The sequence below is a fragment of the Methyloceanibacter stevinii genome (assembly GCF_001723355.1).
GTDB classification, from domain to species: Bacteria; Pseudomonadota; Alphaproteobacteria; order Rhizobiales; family Methyloligellaceae; genus Methyloceanibacter; species Methyloceanibacter stevinii.
On the sequence record NZ_LPWE01000012.1, the window covers coordinates 236,966 to 257,280 of the forward strand.

Here is a 20,315-nt window from a genome sequence, read left to right on the forward strand (position 1 = left end):
GAATGTCAGAGCTTGAAAGGAAAGGATGCTTTGGTGGAGGCCGGCGCCGAATGGCGTCTTGGGCCGCCGCACTCCGGATCGACGGAACGCTTGGAAGAAGAGAGGCAGTGGGATGAGCGCTGAGAAGCGGCTCTAGCGATATCTTGGCGTCGGACCCAATACGCCTGCCCAGCGCTTTGGCCCGTACATGGAGGCCCGTGAGTCCGGCCACGGTCCATCGAATTCCGGCCCGGTCCTGTGGAGGCGGAACGGGAGGAGCCCCGGCGTTATGCGGATGCCAACGATGCGCGAGCGTCCGTCCAGGACGCATCTCCCGGTCGGAGCACCGCGCGACGGTGCCGAGGGCGCAAAGTTCTTCGGTCTCGTTGTCGTTGTCGGAGGCTGGCTGGTGCTCGATAGCACCCCGAGCGCGTCTTCAAGGGAACTCTCTTCGGGGGCGGCCAGCTCGGCCACGGCAAAGACGGCGGCGTCGGAAGCCCCTGGCCCGTCCGTACTGTCCGCACTTGCGCCGCCCGGTCCCAGAAGGAACAAGGTCAACGCAAACGCGCTTATGATGACGCGAAAAGTCACGTCAGCGCCCCCCAACAAAGTCAACGGCCCGTTATTCGGACTCGATTAACCAATCCCTTGATTGATCATAGGCTTCTCCGCGACAAAATATCTACCCAATGGCCAGCCCATGTGCGGCAAGTCTGGCGTGAAGATTTGGCATAGAGAATTGCCAAGTTGCCCGTGCCCCCTGAGCCCGGTCCAGATACCGCCCGATGGCGCGGGCCGGCGGCTCCTTTAGGGCAGAAACCCCTCTCCGGAGACTTTCTAGGAAGACAGCACGTCCTCCAGTGCGGCCCCGCGCCCGACCCCCGGCCGCGGCTCGTCCAGCAGGGCACGGATGCGCGGAAGGGCATCCGGATGCTCGGCGCGCAACCACTCCAGCATCTGCTCGCGAATCTCGCAGCGGAGGTCCCAGGCGGTCGGCGAGTTCCGCGCGCTCATCAAGGCCCGCACCGTGATGGTCGAGACGCCGGAGTCGACGACCTGCAGGTTCGCAACCTTCCCGTCCCATAACTTGTTCGCATAGAGCAGCTCTTCGAGCTTCGTGCGCATCTCCGCAATCGGGGCGCGGTAGTCGAGATGCCAAAGCACGACGCCGAGGATGGCCGCGCTCTCCCGCGTCCAGTTCTCGAAAGGCTTCTCGATGAAATGGGACAGCGGCACGATCAGCCGGCGCTGATCCCAGATGCGGATCACCACATAAGTCGTGGTGATTTCCTCGACCCACCCCCACTCTCCTTCGACGATGAGTACATCGTCGATACGGATCGGCTGGGTAAGCGCGATCTGCATCCCGGCAATCAGATTGGTGAGGATCGGCCGGGCGGCAAAGCCAAGCACGAGGCCCGCGGCGCCCGCGGACGCGAACAGACTGACGCCGAACGAACGCACAGCAGGAAAGATCATGAGGCTCGTACCGAGCGTCAGCAGGAACACGCCGACGAGCGAAGTTCGCCGCAGGATATTGATCTGCGTATGGATGCGACGGGCCGTGAGATTGTCCTCGACGCCGATGTCGTGGCGACGGGCGACACGCCGGGCCGTGGCATTGATGGCTATCGCCGCGCTCCAGCCGAGCAGCACAACAACCCCGACCTTCAAGAGCTGCCGTGTGACCTCCGCGAACTCGGCGTTGAACTCCGCGACCGGCAGCGCCAGGACAAGCGCCAAGAGCACCATCGCAAGGCGCGTCGGGCCACCGATCCGCTTGAGGATCGAACTCGCGATGCTGTCGCGCTTGATCAGACGGCAGAGCACCAACATCGCCACGGCATGCAGCGCTACGGCAATCGCGACAGCGCCTGCGAGCAGGAGCAAGATCGAAAGTTCCCCGTTTCCGGTAATGGAGCGCAGCCGCGCATAGGTGTCGATGGCAATGTCATCGTTCATTCGGCGTGCTCCTTACGTTTGCGTGTTCCTTTCAAGTGTCCTCATCTGCTTGCGTCTTTTCGCCAACGCCGCGAACAGCCTAACGCATCCAGGGGGCTCTACAGAACCGCCCCTGCGTTGATCCGCCGCGCCGGGTGAAGGCGCGGGAAACGGCCCCGGGGCACGACGCAAACATCATCTGTCTTCCGGACGCATGAGGCGCCAGCCCTATACCCGAACGTGAGCCGTCACCGATTGATCTTCGACATGCACGACATGCATGTCGAACCTTTAGAACAATGCACTCCATGCGTACCTGCGAGTACGGCTATGCTGGGCCGGCCGTGCGACCAGCGCGGCTGGGGGAAGAGTTCCGCGTCAGACGGAGCGCACCCTTGGGGGTATGTCAGACTGAGGGGATTATCATGGAACTCCGTGACAGCGGCGCCGCTACACCTGTGCGCGCCCCAGGCTATCTTTCCGTTTCCAAATCAAGGCTCCTGGCGCTTTCCGCGTCCGCGGCGTTCATGCTCCTTCCAGGCGAGATGGTGCGAGCCCAAGAAGGTGCCGCCGGCGCAGCCGAAGGAAATGCGGAGATATCCAACACGGCTGGCACCAACGGCGAAGCGGGCGCTGCCGGCCCGGATCCGGAGGGCACGCCGGACGGCGCTACGGACGAGCCCCCCATCGAGACTTCGGTTCCGCCGGTGGTGATCGAGCAGCAATCAGATCCCGAGCCGGCTGCCCCGGTAGTGACCGCGGAGCCCGACCCGGACCCCACTCCCTACTCCCGCCCCGAGCCGCGCAGGCGAGCCGGCACCGCACAGCCGGCGCCATCGACCACCGTACCACCTTCATCGACCGCAGATGGCGGCTTCGCCTCGCAGGAAGCGATCGAGGAGGCGATCTTCGACCTTCCGGTCGACGGCGACACACTCAATCGCGGCTCGTCCGGCGTCGACGGCTACTTCGCCGCCGGCACGTCCTCGGCGACCAAGACCAATACGCTGATCATGAATATCCCCGGAACCGTCTCCATCATCCCGGAGGAACTCGCCGAGGACCAGGGCGCCAACACGCTCGGCCAGGCCCTGCTCTACGTTCCAGGCATTGCCGTCCAACAGGGCGAGGGACACCGGGACCAGCTCACGTTCCGCGGCCAGGAGACGACGGCCGACTTCTTCGTCGACGGGGTGCGTGACGACATCGAGACCTTCCGTGATCTGTACAACGTCCAGACTATCGAAGTGCTCAAGGGTCCGAACGCAATGATCTTCGGACGTGGCGGCGGCGGCGGCGTCATCAACCGCGTGACCAAGCGCGCGGACGGCATCCCCATCTACGAAGCCACCCTTCAACTGGGAAGCTGGGGCCGCGCGCGCGGAACGGCGGATGTCGGTCAGGCGATCTCGCCCAACGCCGCAATCCGCCTGAACGCCATGTACGAAGACTCCGAGACCTTCCGCGACTTCTCCTGGCTGGAGCGCTACGGCATCAACCCGACCTTGGGCTTCAAGCTCGGCGAGCGCACGACCCTGCATTTCAGTTACGAATACAAGACGCACGATCAGAATGTCGATCGTGGCGGCCCCTCGATCGCAGGCGTGCCGTTCGAGTACCCCATTGAGACCTATTTCGGTCAGCCGAATGCGAGCTTCACGAACTTCGACGGTCACGTGGCGACGGCAACGCTGGAGCACGAGACCAAGGGCGGCGTGCAGATGCGTAACCACACCTTCTTCGCCGACTACGACAAGCTCTACCAGAACATCTTCGCATCTTCGCCGGTCAACGGACCGGGACCGGGCCTCGTCGAACTCAACGGCTATCAGAACTCCGAAGCCCGACAGAACTTCGTGAATCAGACCGACTTCTCCTACTCGTTCGCCCATGGAGAACACTTCCGGCACACATTGGTGGGCGGTTTTGAGTTCGGCATCCAAAGCAATGACGCATTCCGCAATCTGCCGGTCTTCGGTTCTCCGGGCTCAGACATCTTCACGGTCAACGTGCCGGCAGCGAACCCGACGATCTTCAAGAGGACGCGCTACGACATCCCGAACCGGCGCCGCTTCACCGATCTCGACACCACGAGTGCCTTCATCCAAGACCAGTTCGAGATCACACGCTATTTCGAGTTGATCGGCGGCATTCGCTTCGACCGTTTCGATGTGAGCTTCGAGGATGGGCTCAACGACTTCCGGACGTCGCGGGTCGACGACGAGTGGTCGCCGCGCGTGGGTGGCGTTCTCAAGCCTTGGGAGAACTTCCATCTATACGCGAGCTATGCGCGGTCGTTCCTGCCCGCCAACGGCGACAACTTCGGCGCACTCAGCGTCACGGCTTCCGAACTCGAGCCCGAAACGTTTGAAAACTACGAGACGGGCTTCAAGTGGACGATCCAGCCGCGCCTGCTGCTGCAGGGTGCAATATACCAGCTCGATCGCGACAATCAGGCCGTTACTGTCGGCCCCGACACGTTTGCGCGCGGTCTCACGCGTACGCGCGGCCAGGAGATCGAGATCAGCGGCTACGTGACGGACAAGTGGCAAGTCTTCGGCGGCTACGCGCATACGGAATCGGAGATACTCTACGCGGGTGACGACGTGGCGTTGGTCGGAAACTCCGTCGAGTCCGTGCCGGTCGACACCTTCTCCCTATGGAACAAATATCAGCTCACGGAGAAATGGGGCTTTGGCCTTGGCGTCATCCATCAGGCCGGTTGGTTCGCCGAAGCGGACAATGCGGTCAAGGTGCCCGGCTACACCCGCGTCGACAGCGCCGTCTACTACGACCTAAACGAGCACTGGTCCGCGCAGGTCAATATCGAGAACATGTTCAATACGGAGTACTGGATCTCCTCGCACAACAACAACAACATCTCGTACGGCGCACCAACCCAAGCCTTCGCGACCATGAAGGCACGATGGTAGGCGGACGGTTCCGGCGCGGCAAAACTGATCGCGAACGCCAAGCGGTTGAATGCCGGCTCCGGTGCGGCCCTCGTGTCAGTCCCGCACGAAGGTGCCAAGTCCCGTCCGGTCGTAGTAGTCGAGGACGACCTTGGACGCCTTGCCGTCCTTGCCGACGGTGAAGATGGCGCCCGCGAGGCCGTTGGCATTCTCACCCACGGTCTTGAAGCTAAAGGTGTCGCCGTCGAAGTGGGACAGCGCAAACGTTGTCGGCGCGGCCACCGGCCCCATCGTCATTGAGAGGCCTCGGTCCGCCACAGAGACGTCCAGCGGACCGTAGTACCCGTTGGCGTACTGGCCGGCATAGGTGGCGAGCTTACGCGCGGGAGCCGGATTGGCCGGCACTTTGGTGTAGTCCACCTCCGGCGCTTCGGCCGCCGCCATCTGTTCGAAGACCATCCCGAGAAAGCCGACCCAGTCGACGGTCTGGCGCCCGTTCGTCGCGACGTCGAGGAACGATTCACCGATCGCCTCGGCAACGCCGATCGGCTGACCGTTGGTCAGAGTCACCACGCCGACATCCTCGCCAGGCAAGAAGATGATGTTGGTTGCGGTACCGAGTTCGAATGCGCCCGAATGGCCTGACGCGGACGCGGCCGTGGTCGTCGTAGCCGACGTTCCAGCCGAAGCCATAGAAGCCGGTCCGGCTGGCGACGGAGCGCGGAGACCCGGGAATGACCTCTGGCGCGCGGGGCGCGCCAAGCGCGTCGGCATCGATGATCTCCTTGCCATCCAGCGTGCCATTGGCAAGTTGCAGACGCAGGAAACGCAGCACGTCGTTGAGCGAGGCGCTAGCGCCGCCGGCAGGCGCCTCGGCGTCCGCGTTGCGATCGTACAGAGCGTCCCAGGACCCGTCCGGTAGGCGCTTGTGGATATGCGCCCGGTCCTCGTGCGCAAGATAGTCCGCGTGGCGATAGCTGGCGGTCTCCATGCCCGCCGGCACGAAAAGCGCCTCCTCGGCAAGCTCTTCCCAGCTCTTACCCGCCGCGGCCGCGGCGGCGATGCCGCCCGACGTATACCCGAAATTGGAGTAGTGATAGCTCGCGCGGAACGCATCGAGCGGCTGCTGGTCGAGATGCGACAAGATGTAGGTCCGGTCGAATCCGAGATCCTCGAGGAGATCGCCTGCCCCCGTACGAAGACCGCTCCGATGCGACAGGAGATCGGCGATCGTAGCGTGCTCGGCGACGTAAGCGTCGCTCAGGGCGAAAGCGGGGTTGTGCTCCTTTGCCGGATCGTCCCATTTGACGACGCCATCTCCGACCAGCTTGGCGACGACCGTCGACGCAATTGGCTTCGACACCGAAGCCAGCAGGAATACCGTGTCGGGATCGATCTTGCCCGGCTTGCCCACTTCCCGAACACCGAATCCTTTGGCGTAGATCACCTTGTCCTTGTAGACGACACCGACCGCGATGCCGGGGACCCCTGTTCTGTTCACGGCGCTCTCGACGATGCCGTCGAGCGCGGCCGTGGCCTTGTCGATGTCGGCTTGGTCGAGAAGCGGCGGCACCGGCGAGATCGGCGCCTTCAGCAGCGGTTTCTCCGCCTCTTCCGCCGCGGCTGGCCCGGCAGCCAGGATGCAAGCCAGGCAGACGCCGCTCAATGCGGCGAAGAGCACGCGGCGAACACCATGAAGTGCGGAAGTGCGGCTCGAGACGGTGGGAAATGGCATGCGGTGTACTCCGGTGCTTGGGCGCCGGACACTATATCAGCGCGGTTTGCGTTGACAGCTTCGGTGGGTGGCGCCGTCGTGGGCGCGCGCGCGACTGCAGCGCCCGCCGCTTCGGACGCAAGGCGCTGCCAAACACCAAAAAATCAATGAGAGTGAGAGTGGTGCGGTCGAGAAGACTCGAACTTCCACGGGAGTTACCCCACAGCGACCTCAACGCTGCGCGTCTACCAATTCCGCCACGACCGCAAGATACCTCGAAAGCTGCCCGGATACGGCTAAGCGCCATCCAAAGCGAAGCATTTCGTTTCGGTGCGCTGCCTTAGCAAACCTGCCCCGTTGGTGCAAGATGCGCCGCGCCGGACTTTGATTTAAGGATTGTGGGCCCATGCCTCTGCTCTCGAAACCCCCGCCGGGACGTCCGAGCCCGTGGCGCGCCCCACCCCGCCCTTGGAGTGGATCGTGGCGCCCGCCCCCGTCCCCTACGAGGAGGCTCTCGCCTTCATGGACGCGCGCGTCGCGGCGATCGCAGACGGGCGCGAGGCCGAATGTGTCTGGCTCCTCGAGCACCCGCCCCTTTATACGGCCGGCACCAGCGCCGATCCGGCCGAGCTGGTCGACCCGGACCGCTTCCCGATCTACGAAGCCGGACGCGGCGGGCGCTACACCTATCACGGGCCGGGCCAACGCGTGGCCTATGTCATGCTCGATCTCAAAGCGCGTGGCCGCGACGTGCGCCGTTTGGTGACGGGCCTGGAGGACTGGCTGATCGCGACCCTTTCGGCACTCGGCGTCGCCGGTGAGCGGAGCGACAGTGGCGTCGGCGTCTTTGTCGGAGAGGCGAAGATCGCCTCCATCGGCGTCCGCATCCGCCGCTGGGTGTCGTTTCACGGGGTCAGCCTGAACGTCTCCCCGAACCTGGAACACTTCTCAGGCATTGTGCCCTGCGGCCTGCACGGCACGCCCGTGACGAGCCTCGAGGCGCTCGGGGCCGAAACCGACATGGCCCGCGTCGATACGGCCTTGCGGACGAGCTTCGAGAAGGTGTTCGGCCTGCCGGCAGCCTAGTGTGTAGGGAGAACCTGGAAGCCTGAGGGCGGCGCGCCGCCTTCGTCGGTGACGACGACCTTGCTGCGCGGGCATCCGGTGGGCCCTCCGCGCAGCGACGAAGCATCTCATCCACCTGCAGCGCGTGGCCGGAAAATACCGCCTCGACGCTGCCGTCGCGCCGGTTGCGCACCCAGCCCTCAAGATCGAGCCGATTCGCCATCTGCTCGGTCCAGGCGCGGTAATAGACGCCCTGGACGCGGCCTTCGATCCGCACGGTGACTGTCTTGCGGTCCGGCGCCACTACGCCTTCCGCTTCTATTCGAACTCGAGGATGACAGCGTCCACGTTGAGGCTGTCGCCGGGCTCGGCGTGAATCTTCGATACGATGCCGTCCACCTCGGACTTCAGCACGTTCTCCATCTTCATCGCCTCGACCACGCAGAGCGTCTCGCCCGCGGACACTTCCTGCCCTTCCTCGACGGCCAACGAGACGACCAGGCCCGGCATCGGGCACAAGAGGAATTTGGACATGTCCGGCTTTTCCTTCACCGGCATCACCGCGAGATAGTTTGCCTCGCGCTCGGTGAAGACGCGGACGGGCACTTCCACGCCCTGATAGGTCAGGTGCACGCCATTCAGGATCGACCGGACCTGCACGGCGACCGGTTCGCCGTCGACCGTGCCTTCGAAGACAGGCTCGCCGAACCACCAATTCGAATTCAGTTCGATGGTGCGCTCGGACTCGCCCGGTGCCCTCTCCGCCGAGCGTCGCACGCATCGGGAAATCGCGGCCCTCGACCCGAACGCGGACCAGGTCGCCGTCGCCCAGCTCGACCAGACGGTCACCGGAAAAGCAGACAGGCTCCCCGTGCATCTGCTGGGTGATCCGGCGGCGGTTGTGGAAAGGTGATCGATGCTTGCCGAGACGGCCGCCAGCACATCGCGAACCCGTCCCTCAGGCACCGGCGGCGCGAACCCGTCCGGAAACTCCTCGGCGATGAATTTCGTCGAGATGTCGCCCGAACGCCAACGCTCGTTCCGCATGAGCACGGCGAGGAAGGGAATGTTGTGGCGGAAGCCGTCGATCGCGAAGGCATCCAGCGCCTGCCCCATCGCATCGATCGCCTCGATGCGCGTCGGCGCGTAGGTGACGAGTTTGGCGATCATGGGATCGTAGTAGACCGAGATCTCGCCGCCCTCTTCCACACCCGTGTCCAGCCGCGTGGTGATACCGTTCTCGGTGCCGAGAAACGGCGGCCGGAAGTGGACCAGGCGCCCCGTAGACGGCAGGAAGTTCCGTACGGGATCTTCCGCATAGATACGGGACTCGATCGCCGACCCGGTGAGGGTCACATCCTTCTGCTTGAGGCCAAGCTTCTCGCCGCTGGCGACCTTCAGCATCTGCTCGACGAGGTCGAGCCCCGTCACGAACTCCGTCACGGGATGCTCCACCTGGAGCCGCGTGTTCATCTCCAGGAAGTAGAAGTTCTTGTCCTTGTCGACGATGAACTCGACGGTGCCCGCGGAGTCGTAGTCCACGGCCTTAGCGAGCGCGACCGCCTCGGCGCCCATGGCCGCGCGCGTCTTCTCGTCGAGAAAGGGACTGGGCGCCTCTTCGAGGACCTTCTGATTGCGGCGCTGAATGGAGCATTCGCGCTCGCCGAGATGAATGACATTGCCGTGCTTGTCGCCGAGTACCTGAATTTCGATGTGGCGGGGCTCTTCGATGAACTTCTCGATGAAGACGCGATCATCGCCGAAGCTCGACTTCGCCTCCGACTGGGACGAGGCGAAGCCTTCCGCCACCTCGTCACTGCTGTAGGCGATACGCATGCCCTTGCCACCGCCGCCCGCAGACGCCTTGATCATAACGGGATAGCCGATGTCGTCGGCGATCTTGACGGCCTCCTCCGGCGTCTCGATCACGCCGAGATAGCCAGGGACGGTCGAGACCTTGGCAGCGGCGGCGAGCTTCTTGGACTCGATCTTGTCGCCCATGGCCTCGATGGCCTTGGGGTTCGGGCCGACGAAGATGATCCCAGCCTTCTTGAGCGCTTTGGCGAAGGCGGCATTCTCCGACAGGAAGCCGTAACCCGGGTGGATCGCGTCGGCGCCCGTTTCCTTGGCCGCCTCGATGATCTTGTCCATGACAAGATAGGATTGCGCCGCGGCCGCGGGCCCGATCGCTACGGCCTCATCAGCCATATAGACATGCAGCGCATCGCGGTCGGCCTCCGAATAGACGGCAACGGTCTCAATCCCGAGCCGCTTCGCCGTGCGGATGACGCGGCAGGCAATTTCTCCACGATTGGCGATGAGTAGCTTTTTGATCATCGGTCCCCGTCCAAATTTTTGTTCAGGCTTTCTAGAGGGAAGCGCGGGGCGAGTAAACCAGCCAGAAAGCCGATTTTGCAGCTTGGGGCTCGTTCATCCAGCGGCGGTTCCAAAGCCAAAATCCAGCATAACGCGCCTCTCCCGACTGAGGGTCTGTCGGCAATAGATTCAGTTTGTTCAGTCTTGACTGAACGAACTGAACGGCTTAGCTATCAACCATGACAAACAGTGCTGACAAGACGGTCGCGACTTCGTCGAACAGATGGGCTTGATCCTCCAGGCGGAGGGGATGCCGCGCATCGCCGGCCACATTATGGGCCTCATGATTATGCAAGAAGGGCCCTTCAGCCTGAGCCAATTGGCCGAGCGCCTCAAGGTAAGCCGAGCAAGCGTCAGCACGAACACGCGGCTGCTGGAGGACTTGGAAGTTATCGATCGCTTCGTCAAACCTGGCGATCGGCAAGTTTATTTTAGGTTGAGCCCGCAGCCCTATGCACGCATGTTGCGCGGCATAGTCCGTCGGAAACGCCGCGCGCGAGACGTGGTGGAGAGCACGCAGGACGCACTGCCGGAGGGAATGACCGATGCGCACGCGCGCCTTCAAGAGCTCAATGACTTCTTCGAGGTGCTGATCGACACCTTTGGGGAGCTTATCGATACGTGGGACGCGGACCACAGCGGGCTAGTGAAGCAAACGAGGAACGGCGACAGGCCGCCCGCATAGCCGAAAGCGGCGGACGGCACGCAAAACACGCACAACGAGTGGAACGGTCACCCTTGAAAAAGTCATATGTCATCGCTGCGGTTCTCGCCTGCGCCCTCACCGCCTGGGTGTTCGGCGGCTATTATCTGCGCATCTCCGGCAAGGAGATCGCGGAGACGGCCGAGAAGTCCGAGGGACTTCCCGCAATGAAGGTCTCGGTCCGCACCCAAGAGGCGGAGCCCGTATCGCAGGTCGTCGTCGCCCAAGGGCAGACGGAGCCGAACCGGACGGTCACAATCCGGGCCGAGACCATGGGACAGGTGTCCGAGATTCTCGCCGAAGAAGGCAGCACCGTGGAAACGGGAGACGTCATCGTTCGCCTCGAGGAGAATGACCGCGAGGCGCGGATCGCCCGGGCGAAGCGCATGTGCGCGAGCAGGAAAGCGCCTTCCGGGCGGCCGAAGCGCTCGGCAAGAAGGGCTATCAGTCCCAGCGGCAAGCTGACCAAGTCTACTCGTCGCTGCAAACGGCGAAGCACGAACTCCAAGAGGCGCTCATCGAGCTCGAGCGCATTGAGATCAAGGCGCCGTTCGAGGGGGCGGTTCTATCGCGCCCCGTCGAGCTCGGCACGTATGTCGATACCAACGGCGAAGTGGCGACCATCGTGGACAACGACCCTCTCGTCGTCAGTGTCCAGATTCCTCAGCAGAAGGTCGCCGATCTCAAGAGGGGTCAGATCGCGTCCGTGCACTTCGCAACCGGTCAGGAGCGTGACGGCAAGATCCGCTATATCGCCGCGCGGGCCGACGAAGGGACCCGCACCTTCCGGGTGGAAATCGAACTGCCCAACGCGGATGGCTCAATACCGTCCGGCATCAGCGCCGAAGCAACGATCCCCACGGGATCCGTGCTGGCGCAGTTTCTTTCGCCTGCCGACCTGTCTCTGAACGAGGCCGGAGCCCTCGGTGTCAAGACGGTCAACGACAAGGACCAGGTCGAGTTCCACGAGGCACAGATCGTCATGTCCGATGCCAACGGCGCCTGGGTCACCGGCCTTCCCAAGACGGCTCGCATCATCACGCTGGGCCACGGCTACGTGCAGATCGGCGAGAACGTCCAGGTCGCTGAAGAAGAGGGAAGCAGCGGCGTCGCCGACACGCCGGAGGCATCCCCGCAGGTGGCGACTGGAAACGTCGCGAAGCCGACGGCAGCACAATGAACGCGATCATAGACGCCGCTTTCGAGCGAACGCGCACGGTAGTGCTCGCGTTCGTCATGATCGTCGTCATGGGCGCGGTCGCCTACACGACGATCCCCAAAGAAGCCGATCCGGACATTCAAATCCCCATCATCTACGTCTCGATGACCTATGAGGGAATCTCGCCTGAGGATTCCGAACGGCTGCTCGTGCGCCCGATGGAGAAGGAACTCCAGGCCATCGAGGGCATCAAGGAGATGCGCTCGATGGCGGGCGAAGGCTACGGCTCCGTCACGCTCGAATTCTATGCCGGCTTCGATTCGAACAAGGCCCTCGCCGACGTGCGCGAGAAGGTCGACATCGCGCGGGCGGAGTTACCCATCGAGACCGACGAACCCCGCGTGAACGAAGTCAACATCGCCCTCTTTCCCGTGATCACGGTCGGGCTGTCGGGGAATGTGCCGGAGCGCACGCTCGTACGCATCGCCCGCGATCTCCGGGACAAGATCGAAGGATTGAGCGGCGTCCTCGACGTCGATATCGGCGGCGACCGGGAGGAGCTGCTCGAGGTCGTTGTCGATCCGATGATGCTCGAGACATACAACATCTCCTTCGCCGACATTTCGAACACCGTCGCACGCAACAACAGGCTCGTGGCCGCAGGCGCGCTAGAGTCCGTCGCCGGGCGCACGCTCCTCAAGGTCCCCGGCGTCCTCGAAGACGTCCGGGATATTCTGGACCTGCCGGTGAAGGTCTCTGGCGATACAGTCGTCAAGTTCAGCGACGTTGCCTCCGTGCGGCGCACCTTCAAGGACCCGCAAGGCTTTGCGCGGGTCGGCGGCAATCCGGCCCTGGCGCTGGAAGTCAAGAAGCGCGTCGGCGCCAATATCGTCGAGACCATCGAAGACGTCCGCCGCATTGTCTCGGAGGAGCAGGCCAACTGGCCGCCCGGTGTCGAAGTCAGCTACATGCAGGATAAGTCGAAGCAGATTCGCGACATCCTGGCAGACCTTCAGAACAACGTGCTGGCCGCGATCGCGCTCGTGATGATCGTGATCGTCGCGGCGATCGGCATACGGCCGGCCATCCTTGTCGGCCTCGCAATTCCAGGCTCGTTCCTTGCCGGCATCCTCGCCATCTCCTGGATCGGACTCACGTTGAACATCGTCGTGTTGTTCAGCCTGATCCTGGTGGTCGGCATGCTCGTGGACGGCGCCATCGTCACGACGGAACTGGCCGACCGCAAGATGCTCGAGGGACAGACTCCCAAGCAGGCTTACGCGGAAGCGGCAAAGCGCATGGCTTGGCCGATCACCGCCTCCACCGCCACGACACTGGCCGTGTTCCTTCCGTTGCTTTTCTGGCCAGGCATCGTCGGCGAATTCATGAAATTCCTGCCGATCACCGTCCTCGTCACGCTCGCCGCCTCGCTGGCCATGGCGCTCGTGTTCATTCCCGTTCTGGGCGGCCTCATCGGCTCGGCCGACAAGAGCAACACCCACCTGCTCGAAGCGATCCGCGCAGCCGAAGACGGCGATCTCAACAAGATCGGCGGGATGGCCGGGGGCTACCTGCGAATGCTGCGGGGACTGCTGGCGCATCCGGCCAAGGTTCTCGGCGTGGCGGTGGTGCTCCTCATCGGGACCTATGCCGCGTTCGGCGTGTTTGGACGCGGCGTCGAGTTCTTCCCCGATGTCGATCAAGACATTGGCCAAGTCCAGGTCCGCGCGCGCGGCGACCTGTCGGTCACGGAAATGGACGCCATCGTGCGCAAGGTCGAGGCTCGCCTGCTGACGATGCCCTATTTCGACGCCGTGTATGCCCGAACCATCGGCTCGGGCGCGGGACCCTCGCAAAACGAAATGGCCGAAGACGTCATCGGCGTCGTCCAGTTCGAAATGATGAACTGGCGCACGCGCCCGCCCGCGTCCCAGGTTCTCCAGGAGGTCCGCAACCGGACGGCCGATATTCCGGGCGTCATCCTCGAAGTGCGTAAACAGGAGGCCGGCCCCTCGGCCGGCAAGCCCCTCGAACTTCTGGTCACCTCGCGCGACCCGAAGAAGATGACCGGGGTCGTCGAGCAGGTACTCGAACAGATCGATAAGATCGGCGGCTTCGTGGATATCGAGGACAGCCGTCCCCTCCCCGGCATCGAGTGGCGCGTCAAAGTCGACCGCGAACGGGCGGCCCGTCAGGGCGCCGACGTCACGCTTGTCGGGCAAGTCGTGAGCATGGTCACGAACGGGCTGTACGTGGCCGAGTACCGGCCGGACGATGCGGACGAGGAAGTGGAGATCCGACTGCGCGTGCCCTTCGACAAGCGCAACCTCGAACAGCTGAACCGCCTGCGTCTGACGACGGAGAAGGGTCAGGTCCCGATCGGCAATTTCGTTCGCTTCGTGCCCGCACAGAAGACAGGCTTCCTCAAGCGCACCGAGGCTCGGCGAATTCTTGAGATCAAGGCTGACGTTGCCGACGGACTCCTCGTCGACGAGCAAGTGCGCAAGCTCAAGGCCGCGGTCGCCGAGATGGACCTCGATCCCTCCGTGAGCATCCGATTCAAAGGACAGGACGAGGACCAGCAAGAGGCGGCCAACTTCCTCATGGCGGCCTTCTTCATCGCCATCTTCATGATGGTCGCGATCCTGGTGACCCAGTTCAACAGCTTCTATCAGACGACGCTGGTGCTGAGTGCTATCGTGTTCTCGACGGCCGGCGTGATGATTGGACTGCTCGCGACCAATCAGCCGTTCGGCATCGTGATGTGCGGCATCGGCATCATCGCGCTCGCCGGCATTGTCGTGAACAACAACATCGTGCTTATCGATACGTATAACGACTTGCGGTCACACGGCATGCCGGCGCAGGAGGCCATCCTGCGCACCGCGGCCCAACGTGTTCGCCCGGTTCTGTTGACCTCGATCACGACCGTCTTGGGCCTCGTGCCTATGGTCTTCGCGATCAGCATCGACATTATCGGCCAGGACGTCTCCATCGGCGCACCGTCCACACAGTGGTGGACGCAGCTCTCGAGCGCCATCGCCGGCGGCTTGACCTTTGCGACGATCCTGACGCTCCTGCTGACGCCCTGCCTGCTCATGTTGGGGGACAACGTCACGGAGTGGTGGCGCCGCCGCGCCGCCAGGCGCGCGGAACGCCTTGGCGGTACAAGCCACAGCAGGCCGCCGAGTAACGGCGCGCCTACGCTGCGCAATCAGACCTTACTTGGATTTGTCGACAGTAAATGCAGCTGTGCCGCCGCTTGACGCGGCGGTATGCGCCCTAACCGAAGGCGGTCGGCTCGGCCTCTTTCGGCATGGCCTCGGCCCGGGACGGGCTCGTGTTCAGGATCGCCGCCAGTTCGTCCAGCGAGACCAGGATGTCGTTGAGCGCCTCGACCACCTCCTCGGACGGGGCGGCGGCCGTCTCATCGGTAAATGAGTAGTCTTCGAGGATCACCAACGCTCGCTCCAGGTGACCGATGATGCCCTCGTTCTTCTTGATCTGACCCTGGATGGCCACCTCGTGCCAATCGAGGACCCGCGCCACCAGATCGCCCTCGCCTTCTTCTTTCCGCTTGGCCCGCGCGCGCAGCCGGGAGAGCCGTTCGCCGGCGCGCTGCTGGTGGGCAACGCTCGCCTTGCGGGCGGCGATGTCGTCCTTGATCGCTTTTTCGATCAAGTCGCCGATATCCAGCGTGGCCAGGTCCTGTTCGGCATGAATGATGAGGCCGAGCTTCTCGGCGATGATTTCGATGGCCCCGCCGTCCCGATTGTCGGGCTGCGTGAGTTCGACCTCGCCCGTCTTGTCGTAATGGGCCCGGCGGTCTTCGTCCGATAGCACCGAATAGGCCACCACGAGCTGGTTGAAGGCTTCAACCGTGCCACCCGTGTCTGGGTGCGCTGTCTTGGCTTTCTTTCGGTAGGCTTTGTGGATGTCCTTGCGCGGCGCGGTCCGCATGATACCCAAGATTTTGTACAGATCGATCACCGTAAATCCCCCGGCGCCCCAGGAAAACTCCCAGGAAAAACCCCAGTTCGCTCCGGCCCCCCCGAAGCGAACGCATCTCTCAAACGCAGCACTGAAACCTTAACGTCTCATGACGATGGTTTGTGTCTTGCTCATGGCATCCGACCTATTGGGGCCCCTAACATGGCGCGAAAAGTGCCCTTTTCCAAAGCCAGACCACAGTCATAACGGCGTTGGACCCGGCTGGTTCCAGCTTGGCAGCGCTTGAGCAAAAGTTGGTAAGGCACTATGCCAATGGTCACTTATCCTCGCTGGCCAAGAACGCATAACATGGATGCCTAACATCCGGTGCCCGCGACCGGGTTCCACGAATTCAAACTAGGGAAGAAACGCACATGCTACGAGTATTTATCCTTGCCGCCCTCGCCCTATGCGCCGGTCTGATGGGCCTGAGCACGGCGTCCCATGCCGCCGAGATGCAGGGACAGGCCAAGATGATTCTGGACCCGGCGGTTCATGGCCTCAAGCGGCTGGAACCGCTCCAGCTCGGCGTCGATGGCGACTCCAGCAAGATGTCCCCGACCGAATACACGCTGAAGTCCGGTCAAGGCTATCGCTGGAAGATCAAGGCCTCCGACCTGACCGAGTACGCGCTGGTCATGCCGGAATTCGTGCGGAACATCTGGGTCCGGAAGATCGAAGTCGGCGAGCCGGAAGTCGAGATCAAGGCCGTCACCTTCGACGAGCTCGAATTCGAAGACGGCGGTGAGGTGGAAGTGTTCTTCGTCGCGGTCCGCCCCGGCACCTACAAATTCGGCCCGCGCGGCCTGATGGAACGTGGGATGGTCGGCACGATCACCGTCGAGGGTCCCGACAGCCTCAACATCGCGCCGATGAGACGCGGTAAGGCTGCCGACGACGATGACGACGACGAGAAGTAGCCGCTGCTAGTCGCGCCGCTCGATCGGACATGACAATGCCCGCCCCGACTCGGGGCGGGCATTTTTGTTGTTCCCGCTGTTTCTAGTCCGTCAGTCCACGATCAGTCGAACGAGTGACCCCAGCGTTGGGTCGCACGGGTCTTAGTGACCTCGCCGGAATTGATCAAAGCCGCCACGCAATGCCGCGACAGGCTCTGCCCGGCCTTGTCCATGCAACGACGCAAACCTGGATCGTCGATCGCATGTGCGGAACAGAAACGCTTGTAGTCATTGCGGCAGGCGCCCTGGACGGTGCCCGAATAGGCCAAGGCGGACGAGGCGAACGCGGCAAGCGTTGCGCCAAACACGAGTGTGGGGAGAAGTCTCCCAGACATAGGTAATACTCCTTTTTGCTCGGTGCCCCTCTGAGCATCGTCGCCAGAGTCGCATAGGCCGCATGAACCGCCGATGAATGATGTCCGCTGGGACGTCGTGGGCAGTCCCTCGGGCAGCGACGATCCAACACAAGCGGTTTTTTGCGGACAAAAGCGCCGAACTCATGCCACGGTTGGCAACCATCGTTGAGTCCAAATCACGCGCCCTCTACTGACCGGGACCCAAGGTGTATCTTCTCCTTGCCGTCATTGTCCTTCTGCTTCTCTTTGCGGCGTCTTATGGCGGCCCCGGTACATGGGTCGCGCTCGCATCGTCGACCTGTCTGTCCTGCTCGTTGCCGGCGTCGCCTTCATCGCAAACGCCGGAAGCGCCGGGCCCTATTTCAACGCACTTGCCGCACAATCGCCGACGCTGTTCCAGGCCGGCGTGCAAGATCTTGCTTTCGCCGCGGAAAGCACCGCGGCGGCGTTCGCGGAGGGACGCCGGCGCGCTGCCACCGAGGAGACAGCCGTTCAATCCACGGCACCGACACCGCCTGCACCCGACACAAGAGATCAGGATACCGGCGACTGGCTTGATCTCAGTTGGCTGACCCCGACAGATTGGCTCTTCGCGGCGGCGGACTGGCTCGATCCTGCGGGCTGGTTCGAGGCCCAAGATCCGAGCGCACCCGAAGTCGACCTCCGCGTAGGCAACGAGGCCCCGGTGACGACGGAGCCTCAAGCCCAAGCCCCGCAGGCACCGATGCCGACGGTCCGTTCGATGATGCATCCGCGCGACGAGGCCGCGCAGCGTCCTGCCGCCGGCGCGCCTTCCTACCGGATTGTCACCGCGCCTTCGGAAGAAGCCGCGCCCATCACCGGATCACTTCCCGACAATCCCAGCACGCCGGTCACTTGGCTCGCGGGCGCAGCCGTTCCCGCAGGCATGAGCAATGTCCTGCTCACGGGGACGAATGTCTCGAACCAACCGCTTGAGGATATTCAGGCGACGTTGAAGCCCGATTCCGGAGCAACGCCCACCGGCCTCGACAATGTCACGCTGAGCCTACGTGTCGAGGGTCCGGATGGAACAGCCGTGCCCGGCGCGTCCGTACCGCCCGGCGCGCGGTTTCACCTGGAAGCCGCGGGCCTATCCAACGATGCCGCAAATGAGCTTGGCGCCGCCATCGTATCCTTCGCGTACTCGCAAGGCGGACGGCGCCGCACCTCGATCATGTATCTGAAGCAGACCGCCCTTGGTGGCGCTCTTGATGGCGGCACGGAACCGCAATAGGCGTGCGCTACTCGGCGCTCGCAGGCTCGCCGACCTCTTTGGCCTTCCGTACAAGCTCGTTCAGCGACATCTGACAGTAAGGGCGCAAGCCTGACTCGCCGCTGCGCTCGAGAATCTTGAAGCTGTCGTTCTTGTCGGCAACCGCCTGCCGCTTCAGGTGCGCTGTGTTGAGGTCATGGTCCCGGCCGAGATAGTACTTCTCGATCGCCACCAGCGCGGTGCCGGCCGTGTCGACATCGTCTTTCGTCAATTGCGCGTGCCGCGCGCATTGCTCGACGATCTCGTACTCGGCGTAATAGTTCTTGAGCGCTACCGACAGACTGATCGCCGCGCTGGCCGGAGCCGCCGCCACGATCGCACCGGCCAAAAGCATCCCCCACACGCCGAAATGGCGAGCCACAAGCCGCATCTTCGAATCCCCTGAAGCTGACTTCCAAGCGGAAGGCCACTTCGTAGCCGAACTTCTGCGTCGCAACAATGGCAGGGAGGCAACACTCGCGCCCGGAATTGCCAAAGCCCCCCATTACGGCTGGCTCCGAGTAACGCCCGGCGACGATCGATGCTAAATCTCGCACCACTCTCGCTCGAAGCCGGGGGCCGCCTTCTTCAAGAACGCGAAGTCAGGACCACGAAGACTTAAGTCCATGATCACGACCAGCCTGATCGTCTCGTGCCTGATTTTCCTGCTCATTGCGATCCGGCAATGGCTGCCGCCGCCGGTGCGCATCTGGCACATCATGGTCGCGGGCGCAGGTCTACTGCTTCTGCTGGGAGAGATTTCTCCGGCCAACGCCTGGGCAGCGATCGATTGGAACGTCATCGCATACCTGTTCGGCGTCTTCGCAATCGGGTCCGCCCTCTATGACGCCGGCGTCTCACACCTGATCGGCCGGCGCATCGCCGCCATGACATCGCAAAACGCGGCGCTCGCCGTGGTGATCGTGGCCACGACGATCTGCTCGGCGGTGCTGACCAACGACGCATCGGCCATCATCGGTACGCCGATCATTCTGATGCTCGCTCGGGCGTTGCGCCTGCCCGCGGGACCCCTCCTCATCGCCCTGTGCGCCACCGTCACGGTCGGCAGCATGTTCAGTCCCGTCGGCAACCCACAGAACATTCTGATCGCAACCCGCGGCGGTCTCGCAAATCCGGTGGCCACATTCCTGTTGTGGCTGACCGTGCCGGCGGCGCTGTCGCTGGTCGTCGTCTATCTATGGTCGCGTTTCCTGATCTCACGCGGCAACGACGGTACCAACATCGATCTCCACGAACTGCAGGAGCCGTCGGCCAACGGCAACGCCTGGCCGGCTTACCTCGGTGTTGGGCTCCTGGCCGTGCTGATCGTGGGCGACAGCGTGATGCAAGGCTTGGGGCACACCCAGAGGATCCCGTTCGGGATCGCGAGCCTGATCGCCTGCGCGCCCGTCTTTCTCTTCAGCCCCAATCGCGCAGCGGTCGTCAAGGAACTCGACTGGGCCACCCTCGCCTTCTTCGTGGCCATGTTCATCGTGACTGGCTCCCTGCTGCAATCCGGGTCGCTGCAGGCCATGCTCGGGGCGCGGCAAGCGGACCTCGGCGAATTGCCCGTGATCGCGCTCGTCAGTTTCTGGGCCAGCCAGATCTTCTCGAACGTGCCGGTGGTGGAGATATATCTCCATCTCGTGCACGACTGGGAAATCCCAGAACTGATGATGCTGGCCGGCATTTCCACCCTCGCCGGGAACCTCTTCATCATCAGCGCGGCGAGCAACGTGATTGTCGTTCAGCAGGCGGAGCGTTTCGGCAAGACGCCGTTCACTTTCTGGCGGTTCACCCTGGGTGTGCTGCCCATCACCGTCGCCTCCGTCGCCATCACCTATGCCTGGATCGCGTTCGTCGCGTCGATGGGCTGAGAGAACCTTTC

Annotated in this window: 15 protein-coding genes, 1 tRNA gene and 1 pseudogene; 8 read left to right on the forward strand and 9 right to left on the reverse strand. The window is 63.2% G+C overall.

Features of this window, described 5'->3' with window-relative positions:
* Positions 1 to 816: 816 nt before the first annotated feature.
* Complete coding sequence (locus AUC70_RS10645; protein ID WP_069444840.1) at positions 817 to 1,941, reverse strand: mechanosensitive ion channel family protein; 1,125 nt, start codon at positions 1,939 to 1,941, stop codon at positions 817 to 819.
* 404 nt (positions 1,942 to 2,345) lie between these two features.
* Between AUC70_RS10645 and AUC70_RS10650 the strand changes: the two genes are divergently transcribed.
* A complete protein-coding gene (locus tag AUC70_RS10650) occupies positions 2,346 to 4,853 on the forward strand; it encodes a TonB-dependent receptor (RefSeq protein ID WP_158007430.1) in 2,508 nt (835 codons plus the stop codon).
* 75 nt (positions 4,854 to 4,928) lie between these two features.
* On the opposite strand, the gene AUC70_RS17570 is transcribed toward AUC70_RS10650, so the two are convergent.
* The 3 genes from AUC70_RS17570 to AUC70_RS10660 form a co-directional block, all read right to left on the reverse strand.
* Positions 4,929 to 5,405, reverse strand: a complete 477-nt coding sequence (locus AUC70_RS17570; protein WP_206599367.1) for a DUF3471 domain-containing protein — start codon at positions 5,403 to 5,405, stop codon at positions 4,929 to 4,931.
* Complete coding sequence (locus tag AUC70_RS10655; RefSeq protein WP_206599368.1) at positions 5,353 to 6,567, reverse strand: serine hydrolase domain-containing protein; 1,215 nt, start codon at positions 6,565 to 6,567, stop codon at positions 5,353 to 5,355. Before AUC70_RS10655 ends, AUC70_RS17570 begins: the two co-directional genes overlap by 53 nt.
* A 159-nt stretch (positions 6,568 to 6,726) precedes the next feature.
* Positions 6,727 to 6,813, reverse strand: a tRNA-Leu gene (locus tag AUC70_RS10660).
* 180 nt (positions 6,814 to 6,993) lie between these two features.
* On the opposite strand from AUC70_RS10660, the gene lipB reads away from it, so the two are divergent.
* Positions 6,994 to 7,632, forward strand: a complete 639-nt coding sequence (gene lipB / locus AUC70_RS10665) for a lipoyl(octanoyl) transferase LipB (RefSeq protein ID WP_244505586.1) — start codon at positions 6,994 to 6,996, stop codon at positions 7,630 to 7,632.
* Between the two features lie 70 nt (positions 7,633 to 7,702).
* Here lipB and AUC70_RS18865 read toward each other — a convergent pair.
* Both AUC70_RS18865 and AUC70_RS10670 read right to left on the reverse strand, forming a co-directional pair.
* Positions 7,703 to 7,834 (reverse strand): annotated as a pseudogene (locus tag AUC70_RS18865) (acylphosphatase); the annotation flags it as partial.
* A gap of 95 nt (positions 7,835 to 7,929) precedes the next feature.
* Positions 7,930 to 9,948, reverse strand: a complete 2,019-nt coding sequence (locus AUC70_RS10670) for an acetyl-CoA carboxylase biotin carboxylase subunit (protein ID WP_069444841.1) — start codon at positions 9,946 to 9,948, stop codon at positions 7,930 to 7,932.
* A 289-nt stretch (positions 9,949 to 10,237) separates the two neighbouring features.
* Here AUC70_RS10670 and AUC70_RS10675 point away from each other — a divergent pair, with 289 nt between their 5' ends.
* From AUC70_RS10675 to AUC70_RS10685, 3 genes are all read left to right on the forward strand, one after another.
* Complete coding sequence (locus AUC70_RS10675; protein WP_206599370.1) at positions 10,238 to 10,672, forward strand: GbsR/MarR family transcriptional regulator; 435 nt, start codon at positions 10,238 to 10,240, stop codon at positions 10,670 to 10,672.
* 406 nt (positions 10,673 to 11,078) lie between these two features.
* Complete coding sequence (locus AUC70_RS10680; protein WP_069444843.1) at positions 11,079 to 11,870, forward strand: efflux RND transporter periplasmic adaptor subunit; 792 nt, start codon at positions 11,079 to 11,081, stop codon at positions 11,868 to 11,870.
* A complete protein-coding gene (locus tag AUC70_RS10685) occupies positions 11,867 to 15,115 on the forward strand; it encodes an efflux RND transporter permease subunit (protein WP_069444844.1) in 3,249 nt (1,082 codons plus the stop codon). The genes AUC70_RS10680 and AUC70_RS10685 overlap by 4 nt, the downstream gene beginning before the upstream one ends.
* A gap of 16 nt (positions 15,116 to 15,131) precedes the next feature.
* Here the strand turns inward: AUC70_RS10685 and AUC70_RS10690 are convergent, their stop codons facing one another.
* Positions 15,132 to 15,839 (reverse strand): J domain-containing protein, encoded by a 708-nt coding sequence (locus tag AUC70_RS10690; RefSeq protein ID WP_069444845.1) that lies wholly within the window; start codon positions 15,837 to 15,839, stop codon positions 15,132 to 15,134.
* Positions 15,840 to 16,213: 374 nt separating this feature from the next.
* Here AUC70_RS10690 and AUC70_RS10695 point away from each other — a divergent pair, with 374 nt between their 5' ends.
* On the forward strand, positions 16,214 to 16,759 hold the full coding sequence (locus AUC70_RS10695; RefSeq protein ID WP_141702076.1) for a cupredoxin domain-containing protein: 546 nt from the start codon (positions 16,214 to 16,216) through the stop codon (positions 16,757 to 16,759).
* 101 nt (positions 16,760 to 16,860) lie between these two features.
* Here AUC70_RS10695 and AUC70_RS10700 read toward each other — a convergent pair whose 3' ends face one another.
* Positions 16,861 to 17,133: a hypothetical protein gene (locus AUC70_RS10700; protein ID WP_069444847.1), complete on the reverse strand. Its 273-nt coding sequence runs from the start codon at positions 17,131 to 17,133 to the stop codon at positions 16,861 to 16,863.
* Between the two features lie 295 nt (positions 17,134 to 17,428).
* On the opposite strand from AUC70_RS10700, the gene AUC70_RS10705 reads away from it, so the two are divergent.
* On the forward strand, positions 17,429 to 18,409 hold the full coding sequence (locus tag AUC70_RS10705) for a hypothetical protein (protein WP_069444848.1): 981 nt from the start codon (positions 17,429 to 17,431) through the stop codon (positions 18,407 to 18,409).
* 7 nt (positions 18,410 to 18,416) lie between these two features.
* Here AUC70_RS10705 and AUC70_RS10710 read toward each other — a convergent pair whose 3' ends face one another.
* Complete coding sequence (locus AUC70_RS10710; protein ID WP_069444849.1) at positions 18,417 to 18,818, reverse strand: hypothetical protein; 402 nt, start codon at positions 18,816 to 18,818, stop codon at positions 18,417 to 18,419.
* A gap of 235 nt (positions 18,819 to 19,053) precedes the next feature.
* Here AUC70_RS10710 and AUC70_RS10715 point away from each other — a divergent pair, with 235 nt between their 5' ends.
* Positions 19,054 to 20,304 (forward strand): ArsB/NhaD family transporter, encoded by a 1,251-nt coding sequence (locus AUC70_RS10715; RefSeq protein WP_206599371.1) that lies wholly within the window; start codon positions 19,054 to 19,056, stop codon positions 20,302 to 20,304.
* Positions 20,305 to 20,315: the final 11 nt, after the last annotated feature.